We start from the raw sequence: 23013 nt of genomic DNA on the forward strand, positions 1-23013 counted from the left end.
GTAGCGATACCATCCGGCGCTGTCGCTCGGGGAAATCACCAGTTCGCGGGTGGGCCAACGATTGACGCCGCCAGGCGATGAGAATAGCATTGTTCCATCCAACGATTATCAGTTCTATCTGATAGAACTGCACCGGAGACGGCTATGGCCCGCAGCAGCGACACAGCGCGCACGCCGCAAGGCGTCACGTCGAGCGGCATCGACGTGCTCGACCGCGCCGCGTCGATCCTTTTTGCGTTTCGCCGCAACGACGAACCGCTCACGCTCACGGAACTCTCCGAGCGCACAGGGCTTTACAAGAGCACGCTGTCGCGGCTCGCGCAGGCGCTCTGTCATCACCAGCTTCTGATCCGTCACGACGACGGGCGCTTCTGGATCGGCTCAGCTGCGATGCATCTGAGCGCCGTCTACGAGGCCGGCTTCGATCTGCGCGACGTCCTGCTGCCGGCCATGAAAGAGCTCAGCGCCGAAACGGGTGAGGCAGTGTCGTTCCACGTGCGCGAACGCGATCACCGGGTCTGCCTGTACCGCATTGCGTCGCGCCACTCGATTCGCGCGGAAGTGCAGCAAGGCGACACGCAGCCGCTGGAACGCGGCGCGGGCGGGCGTGTGCTGCTCGCGTTCTCGGGCGAACCCGGCGAGCCGTACGACACCGTGCGCTCGCGCTACGTCTATCTGTCGATGGGAGAGCGCGACCGCGAAACGTCTGGCATTTCCGCGCCTGTGTTCCGCGTTGGACAGGAACTGGTGGGCGCGCTCGGCATTGTCGGACCGTCCGCACGCATGGGGATGGAAGAAATGGAGCGCTACCGGCCGCGCCTGCTCGACTTCGCCGCGCGCGTGACGAAGCTGCTGGGCGGCGATCCCGAGCCTTTGCTCACAGCGGCGGGCGCGCTCGACACGGCGTCCAGTCAGGCAGCCAGCGAACGGCCCGGCCCGCAACAAAAACAGCCAGACGCTACCGGCCAAACGCAGGAGAACGAGAATGCTTAAGTGGTACACCGAGCTGACGAAGCCGGAGAAGCGCACCTACTGGGCGTGCTTCAGCGGCTGGGGACTCGATGCAATGGACACGCAGATGTACGCGCTCGCCATTCCCACGCTAATTGCGCTGTGGGGCATGACGCGCGGCCAGGCAGGCGTGCTCGGCACGACCGTGCTGATCATGGCGTCGCTTGGCGGCTGGATTGCAGGCATTCTCGCCGACCGTTACGGACGCGTGCGCGTTTTGCAGATCACGATTCTGTGGTTCTCCGCTTTCACGCTGCTCTCCGCGTTCACCAATTCGTTCGGGCAACTGATGGTCACGCGCGGACTTCAGGGTCTCGGCTTCGGCGGCGAATGGGCGGTGGGCGCGGTGCTTATCAGCGAGACGATTCGCCCGCAGGTGCGGGGCCGCGCGGTGGGCTCGCTGCAGGCTGGCTGGGCCGTGGGCTATGGCGTGGCGGTGCTGCTGTCCACGCTGATCTTCAGTTCGTTGCAACCCGAGTGGGCGTGGCGGGTGCTGTTCGCAACCGGTATTGTGCCCACGCTGCTGGTGCTGTGGATTCGCCGTCACATCAAGGAAGCGCCGGTGTTCGCGCAGATTCGCCGCGAGCATGCCGCGGACCGCCCAAGCATCTGGGCCGTGTTCGACCGCTCGACCCGCGTGACGACTTTCAAGGCGATCCTGCTGACGTTCGGCATCTACGGCGGCAATTACGTGATGATCACCTGGCTGCCCGCTTATCTGAAGCTGGTGCTGCATCTGTCGATCACGAACATCGGCGGCTACCTCGCGATCAACATTCTCGGCTCGTTCGCCGGCGCGTTTCTGAACGGCTGGATGGCAGACCGTTTCGGCCGGCGCCGCACGTTTATCGTGATCGCGTTCCTGCAGGCGATTGCGGTTGCTACTTACACACTCGCGCCGATCACGCTGCCTGTCACGCTCGTGCTGGGCTTTGTTCTGGGCACGCTGCAGTCCGGCACGGCGGCAGGCACCGGCGCATATATCGCAGAGCTCTTTCCCACTCGCATCCGCGCTTCGGCACAAGGTCTGTGCGGCAACGCGGGGCGTGCCATTGGCGCAATCATGCCCGCCATGGTCGGCGTGCTGAGCGCGAAGCTCGAGCTGGGTGCCGCGATGGGCATGTGCGCGTGTGCGTCGTATGCGCTCGTCGTGATCGCCGCGCTGGTGCTGCCGGAAACACGCGGGCGCGATCTGTCCGACGTCAAGTTCAGCGCCGCAAGCAGCGCGGATCAGGCAAGGCAGCAAGAAGACATCACAGCGCAGCGCGCCGACACCGCACTGCCACGCTGAAGCGTTCGCCGTACCGCATTTCATTTCGGAGTACATGCATGATCATCGACATTCACGGTCACTACACGACCGCGCCGAAAGCACTGGAGAACTGGCGCAACCGCCAGATTGCCGCACTCGGCAATCCCACCGACGCACCCAGCCCGTCCGAACTGCAGATCAGCGACGACGAGCTGCGCGAGTCGATCGAAACGAACCAGTTGCGCCTGATGCGCGAGCGCGGCCTCGACCTCACCGTGTTCAGTCCGCGCGCGAGCTTCATGGCGCATCACATTGGCGATTTCAACGTGTCGAGCACGTGGGCCGCTATCTGCAACGAACTGTGCTACCGCGTGAGTCAGCTGTTCCCCGAGAACTTCATTCCCGCCGCAATGCTGCCGCAAAGCCCCGGCGTGGATGTCGCCACCTGCATTCCCGAACTCGTCAAATGCGTCGAGCAGTACGGCAACGTCGCGATCAATCTGAATCCCGATCCGTCGGGGGGCCACTGGACGAGCCCGCCGCTTTCCGACCGCTACTGGTATCCGGTCTACGAGAAGATGGTCGAGTACGACATTCCGGCCATGGTGCATGTGAGCACGAGCTGTAACGCGTGCTTTCACACCACCGGCGCTCATTATCTGAACGCGGATACGACGGCGTTCATGCAGTGCCTCACGTCCGACCTGTTTCGCGACTTCCCTGCGCTGAAGTTCGTGATTCCGCATGGCGGCGGCGCGGTGCCCTACCACTGGGGACGCTTTCGCGGCCTCGCGCAGGAAATGAAGAAGCCGCTGCTCGAAAAGCATCTGCTGAAAAACATCTTCTTCGATACCTGCGTCTATCACCAGCCCGGCATCGACCTGCTCACCAAAGTGATTCCGGTCGACAACATTCTTTTCGCAAGCGAGATGATCGGCGCCGTGCGCGGTGTCGATCCGCAAACAGGCCACTACTTCGACGATACGAAGCGCTATGTCGAAGCGGCGGATATGAATCCGGAACAGCGCAACAAGATCTACGAAGGCAACGCACGGCGCGTCTATCCGCGCCTCGACGCCGCACTCAAAGCACAAGGACGTTGAACATGTACGAACTCGGAGTGGTTTATCGCAACGTCGCCCGCGCGGACAGCCGCATCGCGGACGGCCTCGGCGCGCTCGGCAGCGCAACGGTGCACGAAGCAATGGGACGTGTCGGCCTGATGAAGCCGTACATGCGCCCCATCTACACCGGCGCGCATGCCTTCGGCACCGCCGTCACCGTGCTGCTGCATCCCGGCGACAACTGGATGCTGCACGTCGCCGCCGAACAGATCCAGCCGGGCGACGTAGTCGTGGCAGCCGTCACCGCCGATTGCACCGACGGCTATTTCGGCGACCTGCTCGCCACGAGCTTCAAGGCGCGCGGCGCGCGAGCCCTGATTATCGACGCGGGCGTGCGCGACGTGAGCGTGCTCACCGAGATGGACTTCCCGGTCTGGAGCAAGGCGATTTCGGCGAAGGGCACGATCAAGGCCACGCTCGGCTCGGTGAACATTCCGGTGGTTTGCGCGGGCGCGCTGGTCGCGCCGGGCGACGTGATCGTCGCCGATCAGGACGGCGTGGTCGTGGTGCCGTCGGCCAAGGCGCAAGAAACGCTCGAAAAAGCTAGCGCGCGCGAAGCAAACGAAGCGCAGAAACGTGAGAAGCTCGCCTCGGGCGTGCTCGGCCTCGATATGTATCAGATGCGCGAGCCGTTAAAGCAACTGGGGCTGCGCTATATCGACTGAGTGCGTGTCGCGCGCTCGGCTTCGCTCATTGTCCAACGCAACTACGGAGTGCCCATATGTCCCAGTCGCCCCAACAGTCCGCCGCGCGGATTGCGATTATCGGCTTCGGCGAGGTTGGGCCGATCTTCGCGCGCGCATTCACCGAAGCCGGCCGTGCGGTGTCCACCTTCGACATCAAACTCGCCGACCCGGCCACTCGTAGTGCGATTGTCGAGCGCGCGGAGCAAAGCGGAGCGCAGCTTGCCGACGATCTCGCCAGCGCGTTGCGCGATGCGCAACTCGTCTTCTCCGCCGTGACCGCGAGCCAGGCTGAAGCGGTGGCGAGCGCTGCCGCGGCGCATCTCGTCAAAGGTCAGATTTTCATCGATCTGAATTCGGTGTCGCCCGCCGTCAAGCAGCGCAATAGCGTGACGGTTCAGCAAAGCGGCGCCGATTACGTGGAAGCCGCGGTCATGGCGCCTGTGCCGCCGCAAGGCATACGTGTGCCGATGCTGCTTGGCGGCCGTGTTGCCGCACAGACAGCGGAACTGCTGAACGGACTTGGCATGCGCCCGGAAGCGGTCGCGCAGGAAGTCGGCCTTGCCTCGGCAATCAAACTGTGCCGCAGCATCATGATCAAGGGTATGGAAGCTCTGTGCGTGCAGTCGATGCTGGCTGCGCGGCAATTCGACGTGGACGGCCGCGTGCTCGCTTCGCTAGCGGCGAGCTTTCCGGGCGTCGGCTGGGATGCCGGCTACGAAGCGTATCTCATCGGTCGAGTGGTCGAGCATGGTCAGCGGCGCTCGGAAGAAATGCGCGAAGCGGCGTCGATGCTGGAAAGTCTCGGCATGTCGGGCACGCTCGCAAGCGCTGTCGCCGATGTACAGGAGCAGCTCGCCGCGCGCGCCCTGCCGCTCGTCGAGAAGCTCGACAACAAAGGCGCCCTGCCCGAATGGCGAACGTTGCTGAAGCCCGCGTGACGCACACGCGGTACGCAGTCTGATGCGCGGCGCCTGATGTGTGCGGTCAGCCGTTCGAGCGCCGCCGGCGCTATCACGCCCGCTCCGAAGTCCGCTTCAAGTCCTCGACGATCCAGTCCAGACACTCCTGCGCAAGATCGTCGAGCTGACGGCCTGCAAGCGTGATCACCTGCAGACGTCGTTGCGCGAGCAACGGATTGTCGAAGGGAATGGCCGTGAGATGGTCCACCGCTAAACGCTTTGCCACCGACACATAGCCCGACGGCATGATTGCGTTTGGCACCGCTTGCGCAAAACGGTAGAGCGCCGCCACGTAGCGGCTCGTCATCATCGGCTCTATTTCAATGCCCTCCACGCTGCATGCAATGTCGAACAGTTGCCGGTTGGTCGTGCCCTTGTCCTGCAGCAGCACGGGATAAGCGGGCAGATCCTTCAGCGCGATCTGCGGCCTGCTCGCGAGCGGATGATCGTCGTGCATCAGCGCCATCACCGGCGCGCGCTGCGTGAACTGCACCAGCACGCCCGGCTCCGGCTTGAACGTGAAAGCGAGCCCAATCGACGCTTCTCCCGACAGCAGCATCTGGCTCGCGCGCTCCGCAGGCACTACTTCCAGCCGGATGGCGACGTCGGGTTGCTGCGCGCAGAACGCCCCTAGAGACACAGGCAGAAAGTCGAACGCAAAGCCTTCAGTGCATGCGATTGTCAGCGTGCGCGCGCGCCGCCGCTCGTCGCCCTGAATCTCGTCGAACACAGCCTGCGCGTCTGCCAGCGTGCGCTGCGCGTGACGAAACAGCAGCCGCCCCGCGTGCGACAGCACCATGCCGCGCGCGTGACGCTCGAACAGCGGCACGCCAATGTCGCCTTCGAGCTTTGCGATATGCCGGCTCAACGCCGACACGGTAAGGCCGAGCTTCTCGGTCGCCGATGTCAGCGAGCCCGTTTGAGCGACCACCGAAAAGTAATAAAGCGAAGGCTCCAGCAGTTTGCGCATGACGTTTGTGAGCGAAGCGGGCTTGCAAACCGAACGCGCGTGGAGCGCAGCCCGGTACCGGATTGACAGACGAGCGGCAAAAACAAGCTTTGCGTGTAGCGCAAATGTACCTTGTTTGATTGCGAATACAAAAATACAGGCGGCGGGCTACTCTGGGGACACTCGACTTCGAACGCCCCTCACGACATGTCCCGACAAAGCGCTCTTACCCTTGCCCGTACGCACTTCGACAGCGGCGAATTCCTTGCCGTCCTGAGCCGGCGCGTTGGCCTCGCGACCGAGAGTCAGCGCGCGGACGCGGCGCCGCTGCTGCGCCGCTACCTTTCCGACGAAATCGAAGCCGCGCTCAGCGCACTAGGGTTTATCTGCGAGATCGTGGAAAACCCTGTGCCCGGCATGCCGCCGTTTCTGATCGGCGAACGACTCGAATCACCGTCCCGGCCCACCGTGCTGTTGTATGGCCACGGCGACGTGATCGACGGCGACGCCGCCAACTGGAGCAACGAACGCTCGCCCTGGCAGGTACGCGTGGAAGGTGAGCGCTGGTATGGCCGCGGCATTGCGGACAACAAGGCACAGCATTCCATCAATCTTGCCGCGCTCGCAGCAGTTTTCGCCGAACGCGGGGAGCTCGGCTTCAACGCGAAGATCGTCTTCGAAATGGGCGAGGAAGTGGGATCGCCCGGGCTCGATGCGATTTGCGCGAACTTGCGCGAGCGCTTATCCGCGGATCTGCTGATCGCCTCCGACGGCCCGCGTCAGCGGGCGGCGTCGCCAACGATGTTTTTGGGCTCGCGCGGCGCGTTGCATTTCAGGCTGAGCGTGACGAACGCATTCGGCGCCCGGCATTCGGGCAACTGGGGCGGCGTGCTGGCCAATCCCGCAACCGTGCTTGCGAATGCCCTCGCGAGTCTCGTCGACGGACATGGCCGGATACGGGTGAACGGGCTGCTTCCGCCGCCTATTCCGCCGCAGGTTCGCGAGCGCGTCGCGCATCTGCAGATTGGCGCGGACGCAGACGATCCACCGCTCTCGCCGAACTGGGGCGAGCCTGGTCTCACGCCCGCCGAGCGCGTTTTCGCATGGAACACGCTCGAAGTGCTTGCAATGCAATCGGGCAACGTGGCTAACCCGGTAAGCGCAATTCCGCGTTCGGCGCAAGCCGTTTGCCAGTTGCGCTTCGTAGTGGGCACCGACTGGCGGCGCGCGAAAGAGCTGATCGAGGCGCACCTTGCACGCGAAGGTTTTACAGGCATCGAAGTCACGATCGAAGCGTCCGGCAACGCAACGCGGCTCGACCCGAACGACCCGTGGGTTGCATTCACCGAGCGCTCCATCGAGGCATCGACCGGCAAGCCGGTGACGCTTCTGCCCAACCTCGGCGGCACGATTCCGAACGAGTGTTTCTCCGACACGCTGGGTCTCGCGACCATCTGGATTCCGCACTCGTATCCAGGCTGCCGTCAGCACGCGCCCGACGAACATGTGCTCGCGCCGGTCATGCAAGAAGCGTTGCAACTGATGACCGGTGTGTTCTGGGACCTGGGCGAGCCCGACGTTCCGCACCGCCGTTGACACTGCTTTTCCCACCATATCCGACACGTTGAGCTTCTCGCACGGAACACACATCATGAATTCCACTGTTATCGAAGACCGCGTGCAGCAGACAAGCGGGACGCCCATGCGACGCCTGATCGTCGCGACGAGCATCGGCAATGCGCTCGAGTGGTTCGACTTCGCCGCGTACGGCTTCTTTGCCGTAACGCTTTCGAAGCTCTTCTTCCCTGCTCATGACGAAACCGTTTCGCTGCTGCTGACGTTCGGCACGTTTGGTCTTTCGTATGTGTTCCGGCCGCTCGGTGCGCTCTTGCTCGGCCGATATGCGGACCGGCACGGCCGCAAGGCGGCGTTGCTGGTATCGCTTGCGCTCACCACGATAGGCACGCTGATCTGCGCGGTGATTCCGACCTACGCGTCGATCGGGCTTGCGGCGCCCATTGGCCTGATGACGGCGCGTATTCTGATTTCCTTCTCGACAGGCGGCGAATTCGGCAGCGGCACGGCTCTGATGATCGAGCAGAAGAGCAAACGCAAGGCATTTCTCGCAAGCTGGCAGTTTTCCAGCCAGGGAATGAGCACGGTGCTCGCCTCTTGCGCGGGGCTCGCGCTGAGCACGCAACTATCGCCGGCGCAAATCGAATCGTGGGGCTGGCGCGCACCGTTCATCTTCGGTCTGCTGGTCGCACCGGTGGGCCTCTACATCCGCAAGCATATCGACGACACGTTGCCCGCAGCCGGCCACACCACCGCACGCAATGCGCCGGTGCGCGAACTGCTCGCGCACAGCAAGGGCCGCATTCTGATCGCGGCGGGCATCATGGCGGTATCGACCGCCGCCAGCTATCTGATGATTCTCTACATGCCGACGTATGCGGTAAAGCAACTGCATCTGCCGGCATCGACGGGATTCGCGGCAACAGTGGTCACCGGTACGATCCTGATGGTGTTTACTCCGCTCATGGGCCACTTGTCCGATCGCTACGGGCGCAGCCGCATGATGGTGATTTCCGCAATCGCCACGCTTGTCACGATCTATCCGTGTTTCGTCTGGCTCATCAAAAGCCCCTCCTTTGCGGTGCTGATGGCGATCATGTCGCTCGCCGGCGCATTGAAGGCAATCTACTTCGGCCCGCTCGCCGCTGTATTGTCGTCGCTCTTTCCCACTAGCGTTCGCAGTACGGGACTCGGCTTCAGCTACAACATCGGCGTCATGGTGTTCGGCGGATTCACGCCGTGGCTCGTCACCGCAATGATCGGCGCAACCCACGATCCGCTGTCGCCCGCGTTCTATCTGATGGCATGCGCGGCGCTGAGCCTGGCATGTATCGCGCTGTACCACTTCAAGCTCGTCAAGCACATCTGAGCCGTGGACCTGCCGACCTCACATATGGAAAACCTCGCCATGCACCAACCTGCACCAGCGGACGATTTCAGCGGCTGGTTCATGTATCACTCCGTGGGCGTGTATCCCGGCCATCGCGAGGCGATGACCGCGGCGCTCGCCGGTTTCGCGGCAAGCTGGTGTGCGCCCGACGACCGCCGCTGGGACGCGGCGCTCGCCGCGCGTGCGCGCCTGCTGTCGGACTGGGCCGAACTGATCGGCGCCCAGCCTGCCAACGTGTTCGGCGCGCAAAACGTGACGGACACCTTTGCTCGCTATCTGGACGGCCTCGCCGACCAAACTCTGCGAGGCCGCACGGTGCTCGTCGCCGCGGACTGCTTTCCGAGCCTGCACTTTCTGCTGTCCGGCCTTGCGCAAGCTCGCGGGTTCACGCTGCGCACCGTCGCGTTGCGCGAAGGGCAAGCGTATGTCCGCGACGAAGACTTTCTCGAAGCATGGACAGGCGACGTGGCACTCGCGCTCGTCACATGGGTGTCGTCGCTGACGTCCAGGCGCGTGAACCTCGCCGCGATTTGCGAGCATGCACGACGCCGCGGCAGCCGGGTGGCGCTCGACGTGACGCAAGGCATAGGCATCCTGCCGTTCGACGTCAACACCACACCGTTCGATTTCGTCTGCGGCTCCACGCTCAAGTGGCTATGCGGCGCGCCTGGAACTGGGCTTGGCTACATTGCACCTCACGCGCTCGCGCAAGAGGCCACGCCTGCCGTGCGCGGCTGGTTCAGCCAGCAGAATCCATTCAATTGGGACATCGACGCGTTCGCGTACGCATCGGACGCGCGGCGCTTTGACACCGGCACGCCCTCCGTGCTGCCGTTCGTCGCCTCGCAGCCCGGCATGACGTGGATGCGCTCGCAACCGGCGGGCAGCGTACGTGAGCATAATCTGGCGCTATGCCATCAATTGATCGCGATGCTCGACGAGAAGCGCTACCGGCTACTGTCCCCGCGCAACGACGACGAGCGCGGAGGCAGCATCATGGCCGAAGCGCCCGCGCATCTCGACGCGGCGCAACTGGTTGTGAAACTGAACGAAGCCGGCGTGTTCGTCGATTCGCGCAGCCGCACGTTGCGCTTTTCACCAGGCGTTTGCACGACGCCTGCGGGACTCGAACGGCTTGCGCAATGTTTGCCGCAATGAAATTCGCGCGCCCATTCTCGCGGGCGCCGCGCCGCATTGGAATCGCCTGCGTGCTGACAGGGCCGCCGGTGCGCGCATGCATTACGCGCCGCCCCTGCCCTCTTGACTCGAAAGCGAATTCACATGAACTCCTCTACTCACGGTTGCGCCGACTCTGACGCCGCGATAGCCGGCATCCACGGCTTTGTCGTGCCGATGAAATGCACGGACTTGCCCGCCACGATGCAATTTTTTATCGAGCGGCTCGGCTTTCGCCTTGACGCCATTTTTCCCGCCGACGGACCGCGCACCGCGATTCTTTCGCGCGACGGCTTCAGGATCCAACTGGGTCTGGATGCCCCCGACGGCCTGCGCGACTTGTATGTTCTGTGCGACGACCCCTTGCAACTGCGAGGCGATGCACGCGAATTGACCGCGCCGAACGGCGTGACCGTTCGCCTCGTACATGCCGACCCGCCCATGAAGCTGCCGCCCACGCGCCAACAACTCGTACTGGCGCAGGCAAACGGCGACGCGCACTGGAGCGTCGGACGCGCGGGCATGCGTTACCGCGACCTTCTGCCTGAGCGTCACGGCGGTGCGTTCATCGCGTCGCATATCCGCATTCTGGAGGGCGGTCCGGTGCCGGACTATGTGCACTATCACAAGATCCGTTTCCAGACCATTTTCTGTCGCAAGGGCTGGGTGCGACTCGTCTACGAAGACCAGGGCGAACCCTTCGTGCTCGAGGCCGGCGACTGCGTGCTTCAGCCGCCTGAAATCCGTCACCGCGTGCTGGAAAGCTCAGCCGGCGCCGAAGTGATCGAACTGGGCAGTCCCGCCGAGCACATCACGATGGCAGATCATGAGCTGACTCTGCCGACGCCTTTTTCGAGGCCGGAGCGCGACTTCAACGGCCAGCGCTTCGTGCGACACATTGCGAAGAACGCAAGCTGGAAGCCCTGGACATCGCCGGGCTTCGTCGTTACCGATACAGGCATTGGCGCTGCCACCGGCGGCCTCGCAGGTGTGCGCGTGGTGCGTGCGAGCGGCAATGCCGAGCCGCAGATCCGCCGCCACGACACCGAATTCTGCTTTTTCTTCGTGCTGACCGGGAGTCTCGAAGTCACTCAGGGCGGGCAACGCTGGCAGCTCTTAGCCGACGACAGCATCGCCATTCCAGGTGAGCTTTCCTATACGTTCTCCCAATACAGCGCCGATCTCGAACTGCTGGAAGTCACGCTGCCAGCGGATGTCTTGCTGAGCTGATCGCAGCAGAGCCAAAGGCGCGGCGCGGCGCACAGTGCAAGCGCCGCGCCGTTCCAGCGTCACGATGCACTAGCGGGAAACGCCGATGATGTTTGCCATTTGCGCCCTGTCTGATTGATCCCGAAGCCCGCAATCGCTGCACACGAGAAAGGTATTACCCGAAGTCAATGCTGTTTTTCGTTCGTCCGCCCTGAAACTTCATAATCTTATTTATTTCGCCATGCTAACTATCAGAAAGGCGCTGTCGGGCGCCGCCATTCTCGCCGCTTGCGGCATCTCATCCGCACACGCAAGCTCGGTCACCATTTACGGACTCATCGACTACGGCGTGAACTATCAGAGCAACAGCGGCGGCGGCCGCGTGATAGGCGGCTCGAGCGGCATCATGCAAGGCTCGCGCTGGGGCTTCAAGGGCGTCGAGGATCTTGGCGGTGGCCTCTCGGCGATCTTCACGTTGGAAAACGGCTTCGATCTCGGCAAGGGCACGTCGCTGCAGGGTGGCAACCTGTTCGGGCGGCAGGCGTTCGTCGGATTGTCGAGCGACGCTTACGGCACGCTCACGCTCGGACGCCAGTACGATTCGCTCGTAACGTTCGTCGAATCGCGCATGAATTCCGCGAATTTCGGCGGCGGCACGACAGCGCATCCGGGCGACCTCGACAATCTGAACAACAGCAAGCGGGTGAACAACTCGGTCAAGTACACGAGCCCCAAGATGGGCGGCTTCACGATAGGCGGCGTGTATGGGTTTGGCGGACAGGCCGGCGATTTCGCGCGTAACCAGATATGGTCCGCCGGCGTCGGTTACGAATACGGGAGCTTTTCCGCAGGCGCGGCTTTCATGAACGTACGCAACCCGAACCAGTCGTATTTCACCAGTACGCCCACCAACGTGGCCGGAGCCAACCTGAACAACATGAGCTCGAGTCCGGTGTACAGCGGTTATGCGTCGGCGCACACGTATCAGGCAATCGCCGCCGCGGGGCGTTATACACTCGGCCCGGCAACGTTCGGGCTCGTCTATAGCAACGTGCAGTTCAAGAATCTCGGCGATACGTCGTCGGGCTCCAACCCCCTGCATCTGTCGGGCACAGCAAAGTTCGATACCGCCGAATTCAACCTCACCTATTACTGGACCCCGCTTCTGCTGAGCGAACTGGTCTATAGCTACACGCGCGGTTCTGGCGTTGGCACGATCGGCAGTTCGCGCTACAACAACGTGTCGCTGTCGCTCGACTATTATCTGTCGAAGCGCACGGACGTCTACGTGATCGGCAGCACTGAATTTGCCGGCGGCACGGACTCGACCGGCAAGGCCGCACGCGCGACGCTCAACGCGCTGAGCGCTTCGTCATCGAACCGGCAGACCTTCGTTCAACTGGGAATTCGGCACAAGTTCTGACGCCCGCATACGGCTGGCCTGCTCGAACGCGGTCACAACGGCGTGCCGATGTGACCGCGCGCGTGCCATTGAGAAAGCATTCGAGCACGCGCCACGAGCCTCAATTGTCGGGATGGCTTGCGACGGCGCTCACGAATGCGTTGTAGGTGAGATTGACCGTGACGCCGTCGATCATCACGCCATATGTGGTGTTGCCGCTGTCGAGCTCGTAATACATGGTCGACTGAATGTTCTTGGTCTTTCTGGCCTCGTAGTAGCTCGCATAACGCGAGCTGATGTAATCCGCGCGATAGGCCAGCGTCTTCTCTGGGCCGGTATTCCATTCGGTCAGCAAGAACGGCATACCGTAACGGGCCTTGCAGTATGTAGGCAGATCGAAGCCGGGGCCGGAACCGTCCGAGCCAATGTCGAAGATGTCGCCGTACACGTCATAGTTGTGCCACGTCGTCATGTCCCACCGCACTGTGGGGTGGCCGCTCGTGCCATCCGGTTGCGTGCCGTCCCACAACGCGTCTGCGGCGCCGACATCCGCCACGCAGAAGTTGATTCCACATTTCGCCGCCGGCTGCGCCGCCTTTACGCCGTCCAGCATGCCGCGCATCAGACCGCGCATGATCGGCCAGTTCGCGTTGCTGAAGTCGACTGCCTTCGTGCCTGCATTGGTGGAGTCGAGAATGATCGCGGGATCGCGAGTCAGTTCGTTGCCGCACTCGTACATGACCACACCGTACGGCGCGAGCGCGGCAGCCACCGTCACGCCGCATGAATGGCCGCGGCTGTACGCCGCCGCCTCGCTCGCGAGCAGCGCGCCGTTGGCGTCGCGCATGCCGATCTGGATCAGCACGAAGAGCGTGAGCCCGGCCGACTGGAACGCCTGCGCGAGCGCGACTACCGCGGCGAGCTCCGTGGAGTCGTCGGTCACGCCCACGCGATACGTCGAGCAGCCCATGTTCTGCATGATCGACACGACCTGCGCGGGCGTGTAGCGGTAGTCGTAATGCCCGTTGATGCCGTGGAATGTGCCGCTCGTCGCCGCCACGGAGATGCGCGGATCGGTGCACGGCAGCCACTGGTCGATGTCGTTGCACACGTAAAACTGCCCGCCTGTCGCGCGATACCACAGCTTGCCGCCGTACCACAGCAGCAACGCCACGTTCGAGGTGACGCCGACCGTGGCGTTGTTGCGCAGGACCACGCCGCTCGCGACGGTCCACACCGCGCCCACCTTGTCGATGATGCGCGAGGCGCCGGGAATCGTGGTGCCGTCCGCAGACGTTGCACCGAAACGAGGATCGGCGCACGCATACCAGGCTGAGCCGCTCCAGCCGTAGAACTGCCCGCCGGTGCCTGCGTGGTAGACAATGCCGCCGTACCACAGCACCAACGAAACGCTGTAGGTATTGCCGGCCTTCACACCGTTCCGATACACCGATCCGCCGACGAGTGTCCACACTGCCGACTGGTTGTCGACAATCGATGCCGCCGGAGGAATCGACGTGCCGTCTGCCGAGGCAGGCGTGCTGCTGTTCGAGGCGCCGTTGTTGGCCGTCGAACCGCTTGAAGTCGCATTGCCCTGCGTGCCGCCCGTGCTTCCAGTCGTCGCGGTGCCGGTGCCGGTTGCTCCCGTGGCCCCGCCCGGCGAGCTTGAGTTCGCATTGGTCGTCGCGCCCGTGCTCGTGCCCTTGCTGTCGCCACCGCTTCCGCCACCGCCGCCGCCGCCGCATGCGCTCAGCATGTAGCTGCCGCCGACAGCCGTCAGCAAGCCGAGAAACTCACGTCGTTTAACCATGGCAAGAGAATCCAACGCCGGGGGCGCCCGGACAAAATCCGCGAAATGCGATCTGGGGTTGCGAGTCCGGGAGAAAACCGACGGCACCCAATTCGTTCGCCATCCTTATCAATCGACACTGAGCGCGAATGAGGAAGAGCGTCACGAGTAATGGGGCCCGGTCAATTTTCCCACCGGCAGCATGAACCGCTTCGGGGTGCTTCAAGCGCTCCACGTGCTGCAACCAATGCCTTGGATGTCGGCAAAAAAGCGCGCTTGTGTAGGGCTAGCGGGAAAAAAAGACGTGCCGCGCGCGAGGAAGAGGCGGGGACGGTCCGCGAAAGCCACAGACCTCAGGGAGAAAAGAGAGGAGAGAAAAGCCTGCCGAAGCTGCCCCGCAGCCCGGCAGCTCTGCTAGGCGCGCACCATACCGCTCATCGGCCTGACGCGGGCTGTGCGGCCGAACAGCGCGCGCACCGTGCGCTGCGGATCTAGACCGAGGCCCTCGCTCGTCACGCCGGCAATCAGCGCATCGAGCGAAGCGGTCGGCTTGAGGTCGCGCGCCTCGTACAGATCGCGCGGCGCAAGGCCGGGCCAGTCCGCGAGCACCCGGCCGCCTGCTACCGCACCGCCCAGCACCATCGCGACCGAACCGGTGCCGTGGTCGGTGCCTTCGGTGCCGTTCGCGGCCGCGGTCCTGCCGAACTCGGTCGCCACCAGCACCGTGGTTTCGCTCCAGGCAGCGCCCATGCCGTCGCGCAACGCGGCAAGCATCGTGTCGAGCGCTTTCAACTGATTGCCGAGGCGCGCGTTCTGCGCGCTGTGCGTGTCCCAGCCGCCGGTCTCGATCATCGCGATGCGCGGGCCGTCGTCACGCGCGAGAAAACCCGCAGCGAGCTTGCCAAGGCTCGCGGGATCCTGGCGCGCGCCTGCGCCGCCCGCAAGACCGCGCGCCGTCATCGCCGATTCCCACAACGGGCGCAACTGCGCATCGTCGTCATAGAGTTGCGACACGCGCATCAGCAGATCGTCGGGCGCGGCAGGCAATGCGGATGGTGCATACGACGTGACCGCCGCCGCGCCGCGCAGCGCCATCGGCACAGTGGGCGCGAAGGCGATTGCGGTTTCGCGAGCCGCGGGCAGCAGCGTGGCGAGCCGGTTGAGCCAACCGTCTTTCACCTGATACGGCGACACGCCGCCGGTTTCCAGCACGTTCTGTCCGTCGAAATGCGAACGGTCGCGATACGGCGAGGCCACCGCATGCACGAACAGCGCCTGACGCTGCGCATACATTCCGGCCATTTGCGTGAGCGCGGGGTGCAGCGCAAAGGTTCCATCGAGCCGGTGAGCGCTTGCGGGATCGATCGCAAGCGCGCCGCGCAACGTGCTGTACGCCGGCTCGGCATATGGCACGACGATGTTGAGCCCGTCGGCCGCACCGCGCTGAATGACGAACACGAAGCGGCGCTGTGTGACGACGCGCGCGAACGCAATGCGCGGCGACACGAGAATCGCCCCGGCTCCGGCAGCGGCGACACGCAGAAACTGGCGGCGTGAGGACATGGTTATCTCCGTTGAAAGTCCGGCGAGACGAGCAAAAGTGCAATCGCGGTGGATGCACTTTCGGCGCGCGCTATCGCGACTGTAGTCGGCGCGCCGAGCGATCCGGGCAGCAGCACCTCGCCGAGCGAACGCGCATCGAGCCGATCGCCGACGCGCGCAGCGAAGCGCTGCGCCACCTCCACGCGGCGCACCAATGCATCGGGCGCGGCCCAACTGGCGGCGACATCGTCGTAACCGGAAGGCGAGCCCGGACGCCACACCGGCTGGCCGAGCTGCGCGAAAAGCGGCGCGGCCTGCAGTTTGCCGAGATCTTGCCAACCGAGACCGCGCATCGACGAAATGGCCCATTCCCACGGCGTCTTGAACTTCACGGCGGTGGGCGACCAGGCTTGGTGCAGGTCGAGCAATGCGCGATATACGGTCGGCAGATCACCCCCGCTCGTCTGGAACGCGTCAGCCAGTTTCTCACTCGCGCCCGCGGGCGGCGTGTCGGCAATGAAATGGCGAGCCAGCTTGCCGCCGATGTGTTGCGCGGTGGCCGGGGCAGTGGCGAGGTCATGCAGAATCGCGAGCGCCTGCTCTTCGCCACGCTGATCGTAGCGCCGGCCCATCACCGTACGCACGCCCGGCTCGTGCAGCGCCTCGCGGAAGGCGAACGTACCGGGCGCCGGCGCAGTGCCCAACATGCGGGAAGTGCCTGCGCCTACCGGCGTATTCGCCACGCTCCAGCCCGTCAGTGCTTGGGCGAATTCGGTGACGTCGCTCTGGCTATAGCCGCTGCGCACGCCGAGCGTATGCAGTTCCATGATCTCGCGCGCGAGGTTTTCGTTCAGGCCGCGCCTGCTCTGCGGGTTGCGCGCCCCCGCGCGCAGCGCCGCCATGCTGTCCGGACCCACTGAACGGGTCTGGTCGAGAAACACCTGCATGGCAGGATGACGTTCCACAGCGACCAGCATGTCCTCGAACCGGCCCAATACATGAGGGCGAATCGCCTCGGCTTCGAACGACCCGGCGAGCGCAGCCACCGCCGGTTTTTCCGTCGATACGGCAAAGTGGTTGGCCCAGAAATGCACCAGTCGCTCGACGAAAGGCGTCGGCGTGGTCAATGCGCTCGTCACTCGGGCATTGACCGCGCAACGGTATCTGTCGCGTATTTCGACATGCATGGCTTTCCGTTCGGCATCCTTAGCTTGCTTCGCGGTGCTTTGCGAGGCTGCCGTCTGCTCACTCTGCGTGTTGGCCTGCGTGTTGACCTGCGTATCGACCATTGACGCCCCGCCCGCGTCGCCCGGCTTGCGTTGCCGTTGCTCACGCAACTGGAGTCGCTGCTGCTCCAGTTCACTGGAGAGCGCGAGCGAATCCGGCTGATCGGCCCATGCCGCGGGCCGCGGCTCGTACTGCTCGAGCTGCGCCAGCAGCCACGCTTTCGGCGCGGCAGGCGGCGTGTCGTCCGCGCGCGCGCCGAGACCAAAGCGGTTAAGCGCAATTGCAGCGGGAGTCAGGTTTGGTGAGACTGCCATACCACCCTCTTCGGCATTGAAAATGCTTGAACGCGGAGGCGCTACCCGATCCGTCGCCACCGTTAGACATTTTTTCAGTGGCCCGAAGCCGCATTCAAAGACGCGGGGTTCGCCGGCCCGGCGCTTTTCGGGTTCGCCTGCGGTTCGCGCCACTGCCCGCGCAAGCGCAGGCTCTCCGCGAACTCGATCCGCTCCTGCGGCGACAACGTCGCAGCGAAATCCGCGACATTGCCCTCCACCTTGGCGCGCAGCTCGCTGTCGGCCGCGCGGGTGCGAGCCAGCGCGGCGTCGAGCGCCGAGCGGTCCAGTTGCGGCGCGGCGAGCAGACGCAAGACCTCGCGGCGTCCTTCGCGCGCCTCGCGCGCAAACTCGCGGCCGTCGCGGCGACCGTTCTTCAGGCTGTCCGCAAATGCCTTTTGCCGCTCGGGGGAGAGCGTCTGAGCGGCAAAGCGCAAGGCTCGCTGCTGGGCACTGAGCGGAGCGGCGGCCTCGCGAGCCGCATACCAACGGTAAGCGCCGCCAGCAATCGCACCTAGCAGAAAGACATTCAGGACGAGCGAAACCACAAGCACAATTTTCCAGGCCCGGCTGTTCATTCGCCACTCCAATCGGCGGACGCCCCACCGAAGCTCGACGTCAGGTAAGAGTCGTGCACGGGCGGGACCGCTTCGCTCAGCACGAAGAGCGATACGGCCAAAGCCCCGGCCACGCCGCCCAGCAATCCAACACCCGCGACCGCCGCACCCGACCACCACCAGGCGCGCCGCTGCACATGCGGCCGGCGTACTGGTGCGCTCGCAACGATACGGCGCTGCAACGCCGCGTCCGGCGGCGCGAGTCTGTCCGCCGCGAGCCACGCGTCGAGCCCGGCCGCTTGCGCGAGCCACGCGTCGGCCTGCTGACGATGCGTCTGCGCCCACGCCTGCCCCGCCGCCCGCTCTTCCTCGGGCCAGCGTCGTGGATCGGCACCATAGGCTTCTACGATCTGATGGAATCTTTCGGGCGTCATGGCTTGTCCTTGCTAAGGCCGCTGTCGGCCAGTTGAGCGCGCAGATTGCGACGCGCGCGGGCCAGCAGACTTTCCAGCGCATCGACGGTGATGCCCATCAACGCAGCGGCGTCGATGTTGGACATCTCCTGGTAGTAGCACAGCACCAGCGCCTCGCGCTGCCGTACCGGCAGAGCGGCAAGCGCCTCGCGAATGCGCGCGTCGCGCGAGCGCGCTTCGAGCCGCGCATCCGGCAAGGCGGCCGGGTCGATTTCGTCGGGCAACTCGTCGCGAACCTGTTCGCGGCGGCCGCGCAGACGGTCATAGCAAAGATTGAGCGCAACACGATGTATCCACGTGTCGAACTTTGCCTCGCCTTCGCGCCAACGCGCCGCGTGTTTCCAGATGCGCACGAACACCTCCTGCGCGACGTCTTCCGCTTCCATACGATCGCCCAGCATGCGCGTGGCAAATGCCAGCAAACGCGGCAGCTTGCGCGCGACGAGCGTGCGCACGGCGGCCGCATCACGGCGGCCGACCTGCTCGAGCAACTCCGCGTCGGGGTCGCGTTCGCTCAAGGCACAGCGCTCCCCGGGCCACGTTCGATGCGATTCACGTCGGCTTCAACCTCGCAGGTTCGTTGCACGCGCAACGGTAGATAGATGCGCGCGGCAGTCGGCAGGTGAGGCTCAATACACGACCACCGCCGGACGATAGTAGACCGGCCGCGCCGGGTACACCACACAGCCCGCCAGCGTCGCCGCGAGCAGCAGGATCACAAGTGTTTTCATGAACGATGTCCGGCTGGTTATGCAACGCCTTTATGCCCAATGACCTTCGACCCAGCGCCAGTTCGGCCCGCGCTGCACCCAATGTCCGGGCACCCAGTGATAGCCGGGCCGCACCACCTGCCAGTGGCCGGGTACCCACACATAACGGCCATGATGCCAACGCCAGCGGCCCTGATCCCACACGTACCCCGCGCGCGGCGCCGGCACGACCTCCACGCGCGGCGGCGGCGGTGCCATCGGCGCGACGATCACGGCCTGCGCGGACGCGGGCGACGAACTCAGCGCGGCCGTGCAGGCCAATGCGGCGACGAGCATCAAGCTGCCGATGCGAAGCGATTTTGTCGATGTCATGCTGGTTTCTCCCATTCGATACCGAAGCGCGATGCGGCTTCGTTTCTTCTTGAACGCGGTAGCGCGGCAAATCCGTCGCTGGTTTTGCACAAAAAGAGCCATGAGGCAAACGACAGACAAACGACAGACAAAGTCATCGAACTGTATGGTGCGGCGTGACGCCGGTGTTGGCGTCATCGCATGTTGCGTGCGGCTGCGTGGACATCGACAAGTGCGCAGGCGCGTGCATGCGAAGCTGGGCACGTGCACCGCTATGATCGCTGACGAACCGATCGCCAACCCTGCACTCGATCTAATGACCTGGATGCCCGCGCTAAGCGGTGCCCGCCGATCGGGCGTATGCTGATTCAAGAAAGCCGCGCGCCGGGTTGTCCGCGCGAGGCACGACACGTGGCCCGACGAGCCAGGCGATCGCGGCCCGAGTCGCACTGACTGCACTTGCGGCACCGCATCAAAAGAATCACCGGGCGGCTTATCGGCGACTGGAGGATGACATGCGCGTTGGCGTTCCGAAGGAAATAAAAAACCACGAATACCGTGTGGGACTGACACCGTCGTCGGTCCGGGAAATGGTGGCGCACGGGCACACGGTCACCGTCGAGACAGGCGCCGGCAACGGCATTGGCGCATCGGACGCGGTCTATGAAAAGGCCGGCGCGAAGATCGCGGCGCGCGCGCAAGACGTGTTCGCTATAGCCGAGCTGATCGTCAAGGTAAAGGAGCCGCAGGCGGGCGAGCGCGCCATGTTGCGCGACGGCCAGATCCTGTTCACTTATCTGCACCTCGCGCCCGACCCGCAGCAATGCGCCGATCTCGTGCAGAGCAACGCGGTCTGCATTGCCTATGAAACCGTCACTCAGGCCGCCGGCGGGTTGCCGCTGCTCGCGCCCATGTCCGAGGTGGCGGGCCGCATGTCGATCCAGGCCGGCGCGTTCTGCCTGGAGCGCGCGCATGGCGGCAAGGGAATTCTGCTGGGCGGGGTCGCGGGCGTGCCATCGGCGAAAATCGTCATTCTCGGCGCAGGCGTGGTCGGCTCGAATGCGGCGCAGATTGCCGTAGGCACCGGTGCGCAGGTCGTGGTGATCGACCGCAACCTCGAGGCGCTGCGGCGCATGGACCGCCAGTTCGGCGCGCGCGTGATGACCGTGTTTTCGAATCAGGACAATGTGGAGAAACACGTGCTCGAAGCCGATCTCGTGATCGGCGGGGTGCTGATTCCCGGCGCGGCCGCGCCGAAACTCGTTACGCGACAGATGGTGCAGGCAATGCAGCCCGGCGCCGCGATTGTCGACGTTGCGATCGACCAGGGCGGCTGCTGCGAGACGGCAAGAGCAACCACGCATGCCGAGCCGACTTACATGGTGGACGACGTCGTGCACTACTGCGTCGCCAACATGCCAGGCGGCGTGCCGCGCACGTCGACCTACGCGCTGAACAACGCGACCTTGCCGTTCGCGCTGCAGATTGCAGACAAAGGCTGGCGCAAGGCGTTGCAGGACGACCCGCATCTGCGCAACGGGCTGAACGTCGCGTTCGGCAAAGTGACCTGCCGCGAAGTGGCCGAGGCACTCGATTACATGTGGGAATCGCCGGAATCCGTCATGGCGATGTGAGCGGCGGCGCTAGGCGCTGGGCCGCAATCTCGACCTGATCATTCCCGAACGTTTGCGCGCCGCACACTGGCGCGGTTTCGGAGCGGCCATGGCCAGCGGTGTCACAAAGACCCACGGCCGCGCAACGTTGACGAGCGCAATGCACAAGGAAGGCCGCAAGCTGTATGTAGAAATGACCTTTGCGCTAGTGGTCGATGCAAACGGCAATGCGTGCGGCTCGGTTGCCGGGTCCGCGAAGTCACGGCACGCGTCGAGCAGGAACGCGCCGCCGCGCGTCACGGCGGCCCGATCTAGCCTGCTACTCGACGTGCGCCTTGACGTGCTCCGGCCGTCCGGCCGCATAACCGAACCATGCTGACACGGCGCCCACGCCGCCGCACAGCGCGGCCAGGCTATTGAGCGAGCCGGTTGCATGGAGCAGCGAGCCGGCGATGAACGGTCCGCAAGATGCGATCAGATAGCCGATTCCCTGCGCCATGCTGGACAGTTGCGCGGCCACGTGCGAGTCATACGAACGCAAGCCGATCACGGTGAGCGCAAGTGTGAACGACGCACCTTGCGCCATGCCGAGAAGCAGTGCCCAAACCCAGACGGTCGAAAGCGGCGCGAAGAAACAGCCCATCAGCCCCACGCCGGTCAACAGCAGCGCGCTCACGTTCACCATGCGCTGGTCGCGCAGCCGCGCGAGCAGAAATGGCAGCAATAGCGACGCCACAGCCTGCGTCACCACGCTTATCGACAGCATGAAGCCGGCGTCGACAGCGCTCATGCCGCGCGTGCGAAGCACCGTCGGTAGCCAGCCGAACACGATATACGCCAGCGACGATTGCGAGCCCATGAACAACGTGACCTTCCACGCCAGCGGATCGCGCCACAGGCCACGAACCACGTGCACGCGTTTTCCTGCCTGCGTGGTTTTGGCCGGCAGCTGCACGCCCCACACCAGCGTCGCGAGGCCGACCGGCAACGCCCATAGCGCAAGTGCCCACGCCCACGCGTTCCCGCCCGCGCCGCCCAGAACATGCGCCAGCGCATTGGCGGCCGGCACCGTGGCGGCCGCGGCCGCAGCGGCGCCCGCGCACATCGCGGCGCTGTAGATTCCGGTCATCAGCGCGACATGGTGCGGAAAGTCGCGCTTCACGACGCCCGGCATCAGCACGTTCATCAAGCCGATCGCGAAACAGGCCACGATCTGTCCGATGTACAACACCGGCCATGCGGGAACGATTCGCAGCGCAGTGCCGGCAGTGAGCAGCACGAGCAGCGCCAGCAGCGCGCGCTCGCTGCCAAGGCGTCGTGCCAGCATGGGCGCAAGCGGTCCGAACAGACCGAAGCACAGCGACGGCAATGTCGTCAGAATGCTCGCGCCGGTGCGCGAAAGATTGGTCGCGCGCACTGCTTCGACCAGTATCGGGCCGACGCTAGTAATCGGCGTGCGCAGCGAGAAGGCGATCAACGCGAGGCTGGCCGCAAGCGCAATGCTGCGTCCGCGCGAGTCGTGCGCCGCAGCGGGCGTCGCCCTGGCGTTCGTGTTTGTGTTCGCGTTCATGTTCGGGTTCCCGTTCGCCTCGGCGTTCGCCTCCGCGTTCGCGACAGGGTGCGCAGACTCGCGGTCTCGTTGCGGCGACGCAGGGGTGACGGACGTATCGTGCCGGGCGTGTGCAG

Annotated in this window: 19 protein-coding genes and 1 pseudogene; 11 read left to right on the plus strand and 9 right to left on the minus strand. The window is 64.5% G+C overall.

The annotated features are described in order from the left end of the window. Nucleotides 1-144 precede the first annotated feature (144 nt). From JNB89_RS01750 to JNB89_RS01770, 5 genes are read left to right on the plus strand one after another with little or no spacing between them, the layout of a single operon-like run. A complete protein-coding gene (locus tag JNB89_RS01750; RefSeq protein WP_220361014.1) occupies nt 145-993 on the plus strand; it encodes an IclR family transcriptional regulator in 849 nt (282 codons plus the stop codon). Beyond that, on the plus strand, nt 986-2302 hold the full coding sequence (locus JNB89_RS01755; protein WP_220361015.1) for an MFS transporter: 1317 nt from the start codon (nt 986-988) through the stop codon (nt 2300-2302). The genes JNB89_RS01750 and JNB89_RS01755 overlap by 8 nt, the downstream gene beginning before the upstream one ends. Nucleotides 2303-2340: 38 nt before the next feature. Beyond that, nucleotides 2341-3366 (plus strand): amidohydrolase family protein, encoded by a 1026-nt coding sequence (locus JNB89_RS01760; protein ID WP_220361016.1) that lies wholly within the window; start codon nt 2341-2343, stop codon nt 3364-3366. Between the two features lie 2 nt (nt 3367-3368). Continuing rightward, on the plus strand, nt 3369-4052 hold the full coding sequence (gene ligK, locus JNB89_RS01765; protein ID WP_135891816.1) for a 4-carboxy-4-hydroxy-2-oxoadipate aldolase/oxaloacetate decarboxylase: 684 nt from the start codon (nt 3369-3371) through the stop codon (nt 4050-4052). A gap of 56 nt (nt 4053-4108) precedes the next feature. Beyond that, complete coding sequence (locus JNB89_RS01770; protein ID WP_220361017.1) at nt 4109-5011, plus strand: NAD(P)-dependent oxidoreductase; 903 nt, start codon at nt 4109-4111, stop codon at nt 5009-5011. Between the two features lie 73 nt (nt 5012-5084). Here the strand turns inward: JNB89_RS01770 and JNB89_RS01775 are convergent, their stop codons facing one another. Further along, nucleotides 5085-6002, minus strand: a complete 918-nt coding sequence (locus JNB89_RS01775; RefSeq protein ID WP_013341465.1) for a LysR family transcriptional regulator — start codon at nt 6000-6002, stop codon at nt 5085-5087. A 186-nt stretch (nt 6003-6188) separates the two neighbouring features. On the opposite strand from JNB89_RS01775, the gene JNB89_RS01780 reads away from it, so the two are divergent. The 5 genes from JNB89_RS01780 (at nt 6189) to JNB89_RS01800 (ending at nt 12754) form a co-directional block, all read left to right on the plus strand. After that, nucleotides 6189-7577 (plus strand): M20 family metallopeptidase, encoded by a 1389-nt coding sequence (locus JNB89_RS01780; protein WP_220361018.1) that lies wholly within the window; start codon nt 6189-6191, stop codon nt 7575-7577. A 55-nt stretch (nt 7578-7632) separates the two neighbouring features. Then, entirely contained in the window at nt 7633-8925 is a 1293-nt protein-coding gene (locus JNB89_RS01785) for an MFS transporter (RefSeq protein ID WP_220361019.1), read from the plus strand. A 39-nt stretch (nt 8926-8964) separates the two neighbouring features. Next, nucleotides 8965-10104 (plus strand): aminotransferase class V-fold PLP-dependent enzyme, encoded by a 1140-nt coding sequence (locus JNB89_RS01790; RefSeq protein WP_220361020.1) that lies wholly within the window; start codon nt 8965-8967, stop codon nt 10102-10104. A gap of 123 nt (nt 10105-10227) precedes the next feature. After that, nucleotides 10228-11352, plus strand: coding sequence for a cupin domain-containing protein (locus JNB89_RS01795; RefSeq protein ID WP_220361021.1), 1125 nt, complete (start codon nt 10228-10230; stop codon nt 11350-11352). A 220-nt stretch (nt 11353-11572) separates the two neighbouring features. After that, nucleotides 11573-12754, plus strand: a complete 1182-nt coding sequence (locus JNB89_RS01800) for a porin (protein WP_220361022.1) — start codon at nt 11573-11575, stop codon at nt 12752-12754. A 100-nt stretch (nt 12755-12854) separates the two neighbouring features. Here the strand turns inward: JNB89_RS01800 and JNB89_RS01805 are convergent, their stop codons facing one another. The 7 genes and pseudogenes from JNB89_RS01805 to JNB89_RS01835 form a co-directional block, all read right to left on the minus strand. Further along, nucleotides 12855-14543, minus strand: a complete 1689-nt coding sequence (locus JNB89_RS01805; protein ID WP_220361023.1) for a hypothetical protein — start codon at nt 14541-14543, stop codon at nt 12855-12857. 393 nt (nt 14544-14936) lie between these two features. Next, entirely contained in the window at nt 14937-16085 is a 1149-nt protein-coding gene (locus tag JNB89_RS01810) for a DUF1501 domain-containing protein (RefSeq protein ID WP_220361024.1), read from the minus strand. A 2-nt stretch (nt 16086-16087) separates the two neighbouring features. Then, nucleotides 16088-17605, minus strand: coding sequence for a DUF1800 domain-containing protein (locus JNB89_RS01815; RefSeq protein WP_220361025.1), 1518 nt, complete (start codon nt 17603-17605; stop codon nt 16088-16090). Nucleotides 17606-17679: 74 nt separating this feature from the next. Beyond that, on the minus strand, nt 17680-18201 hold the full coding sequence (locus JNB89_RS01820; protein ID WP_220361026.1) for a periplasmic heavy metal sensor: 522 nt from the start codon (nt 18199-18201) through the stop codon (nt 17680-17682). Then, on the minus strand, nt 18198-18614 hold the full coding sequence (locus tag JNB89_RS01825) for a hypothetical protein (RefSeq protein ID WP_220361027.1): 417 nt from the start codon (nt 18612-18614) through the stop codon (nt 18198-18200). Before JNB89_RS01825 ends, JNB89_RS01820 begins: the two co-directional genes overlap by 4 nt. Next, nucleotides 18611-19174 (minus strand): annotated as a pseudogene (locus JNB89_RS01830) (RNA polymerase sigma factor); the annotation flags it as partial. The pseudogene JNB89_RS01830 and the gene JNB89_RS01825, both read right to left, overlap by 4 nt. A gap of 240 nt (nt 19175-19414) precedes the next feature. Continuing rightward, nucleotides 19415-19735, minus strand: a complete 321-nt coding sequence (locus JNB89_RS01835) for a YXWGXW repeat-containing protein (RefSeq protein WP_220361028.1) — start codon at nt 19733-19735, stop codon at nt 19415-19417. A 494-nt stretch (nt 19736-20229) separates the two neighbouring features. Between JNB89_RS01835 and ald the strand changes: the two genes are divergently transcribed. Beyond that, nucleotides 20230-21348, plus strand: coding sequence for an alanine dehydrogenase (ald, locus tag JNB89_RS01840; protein ID WP_220361029.1), 1119 nt, complete (start codon nt 20230-20232; stop codon nt 21346-21348). A 298-nt stretch (nt 21349-21646) separates the two neighbouring features. Here ald and JNB89_RS01845 read toward each other — a convergent pair whose 3' ends face one another. Next, entirely contained in the window at nt 21647-22897 is a 1251-nt protein-coding gene (locus JNB89_RS01845; protein WP_220361030.1) for an MFS transporter, read from the minus strand. Nucleotides 22898-23013: the final 116 nt, after the last annotated feature.

It is taken from the genome of Paraburkholderia phenoliruptrix (genome assembly GCF_019511605.1).
GTDB classification, from domain to species: Bacteria; Pseudomonadota; Gammaproteobacteria; order Burkholderiales; family Burkholderiaceae; genus Paraburkholderia; species Paraburkholderia phenoliruptrix_A.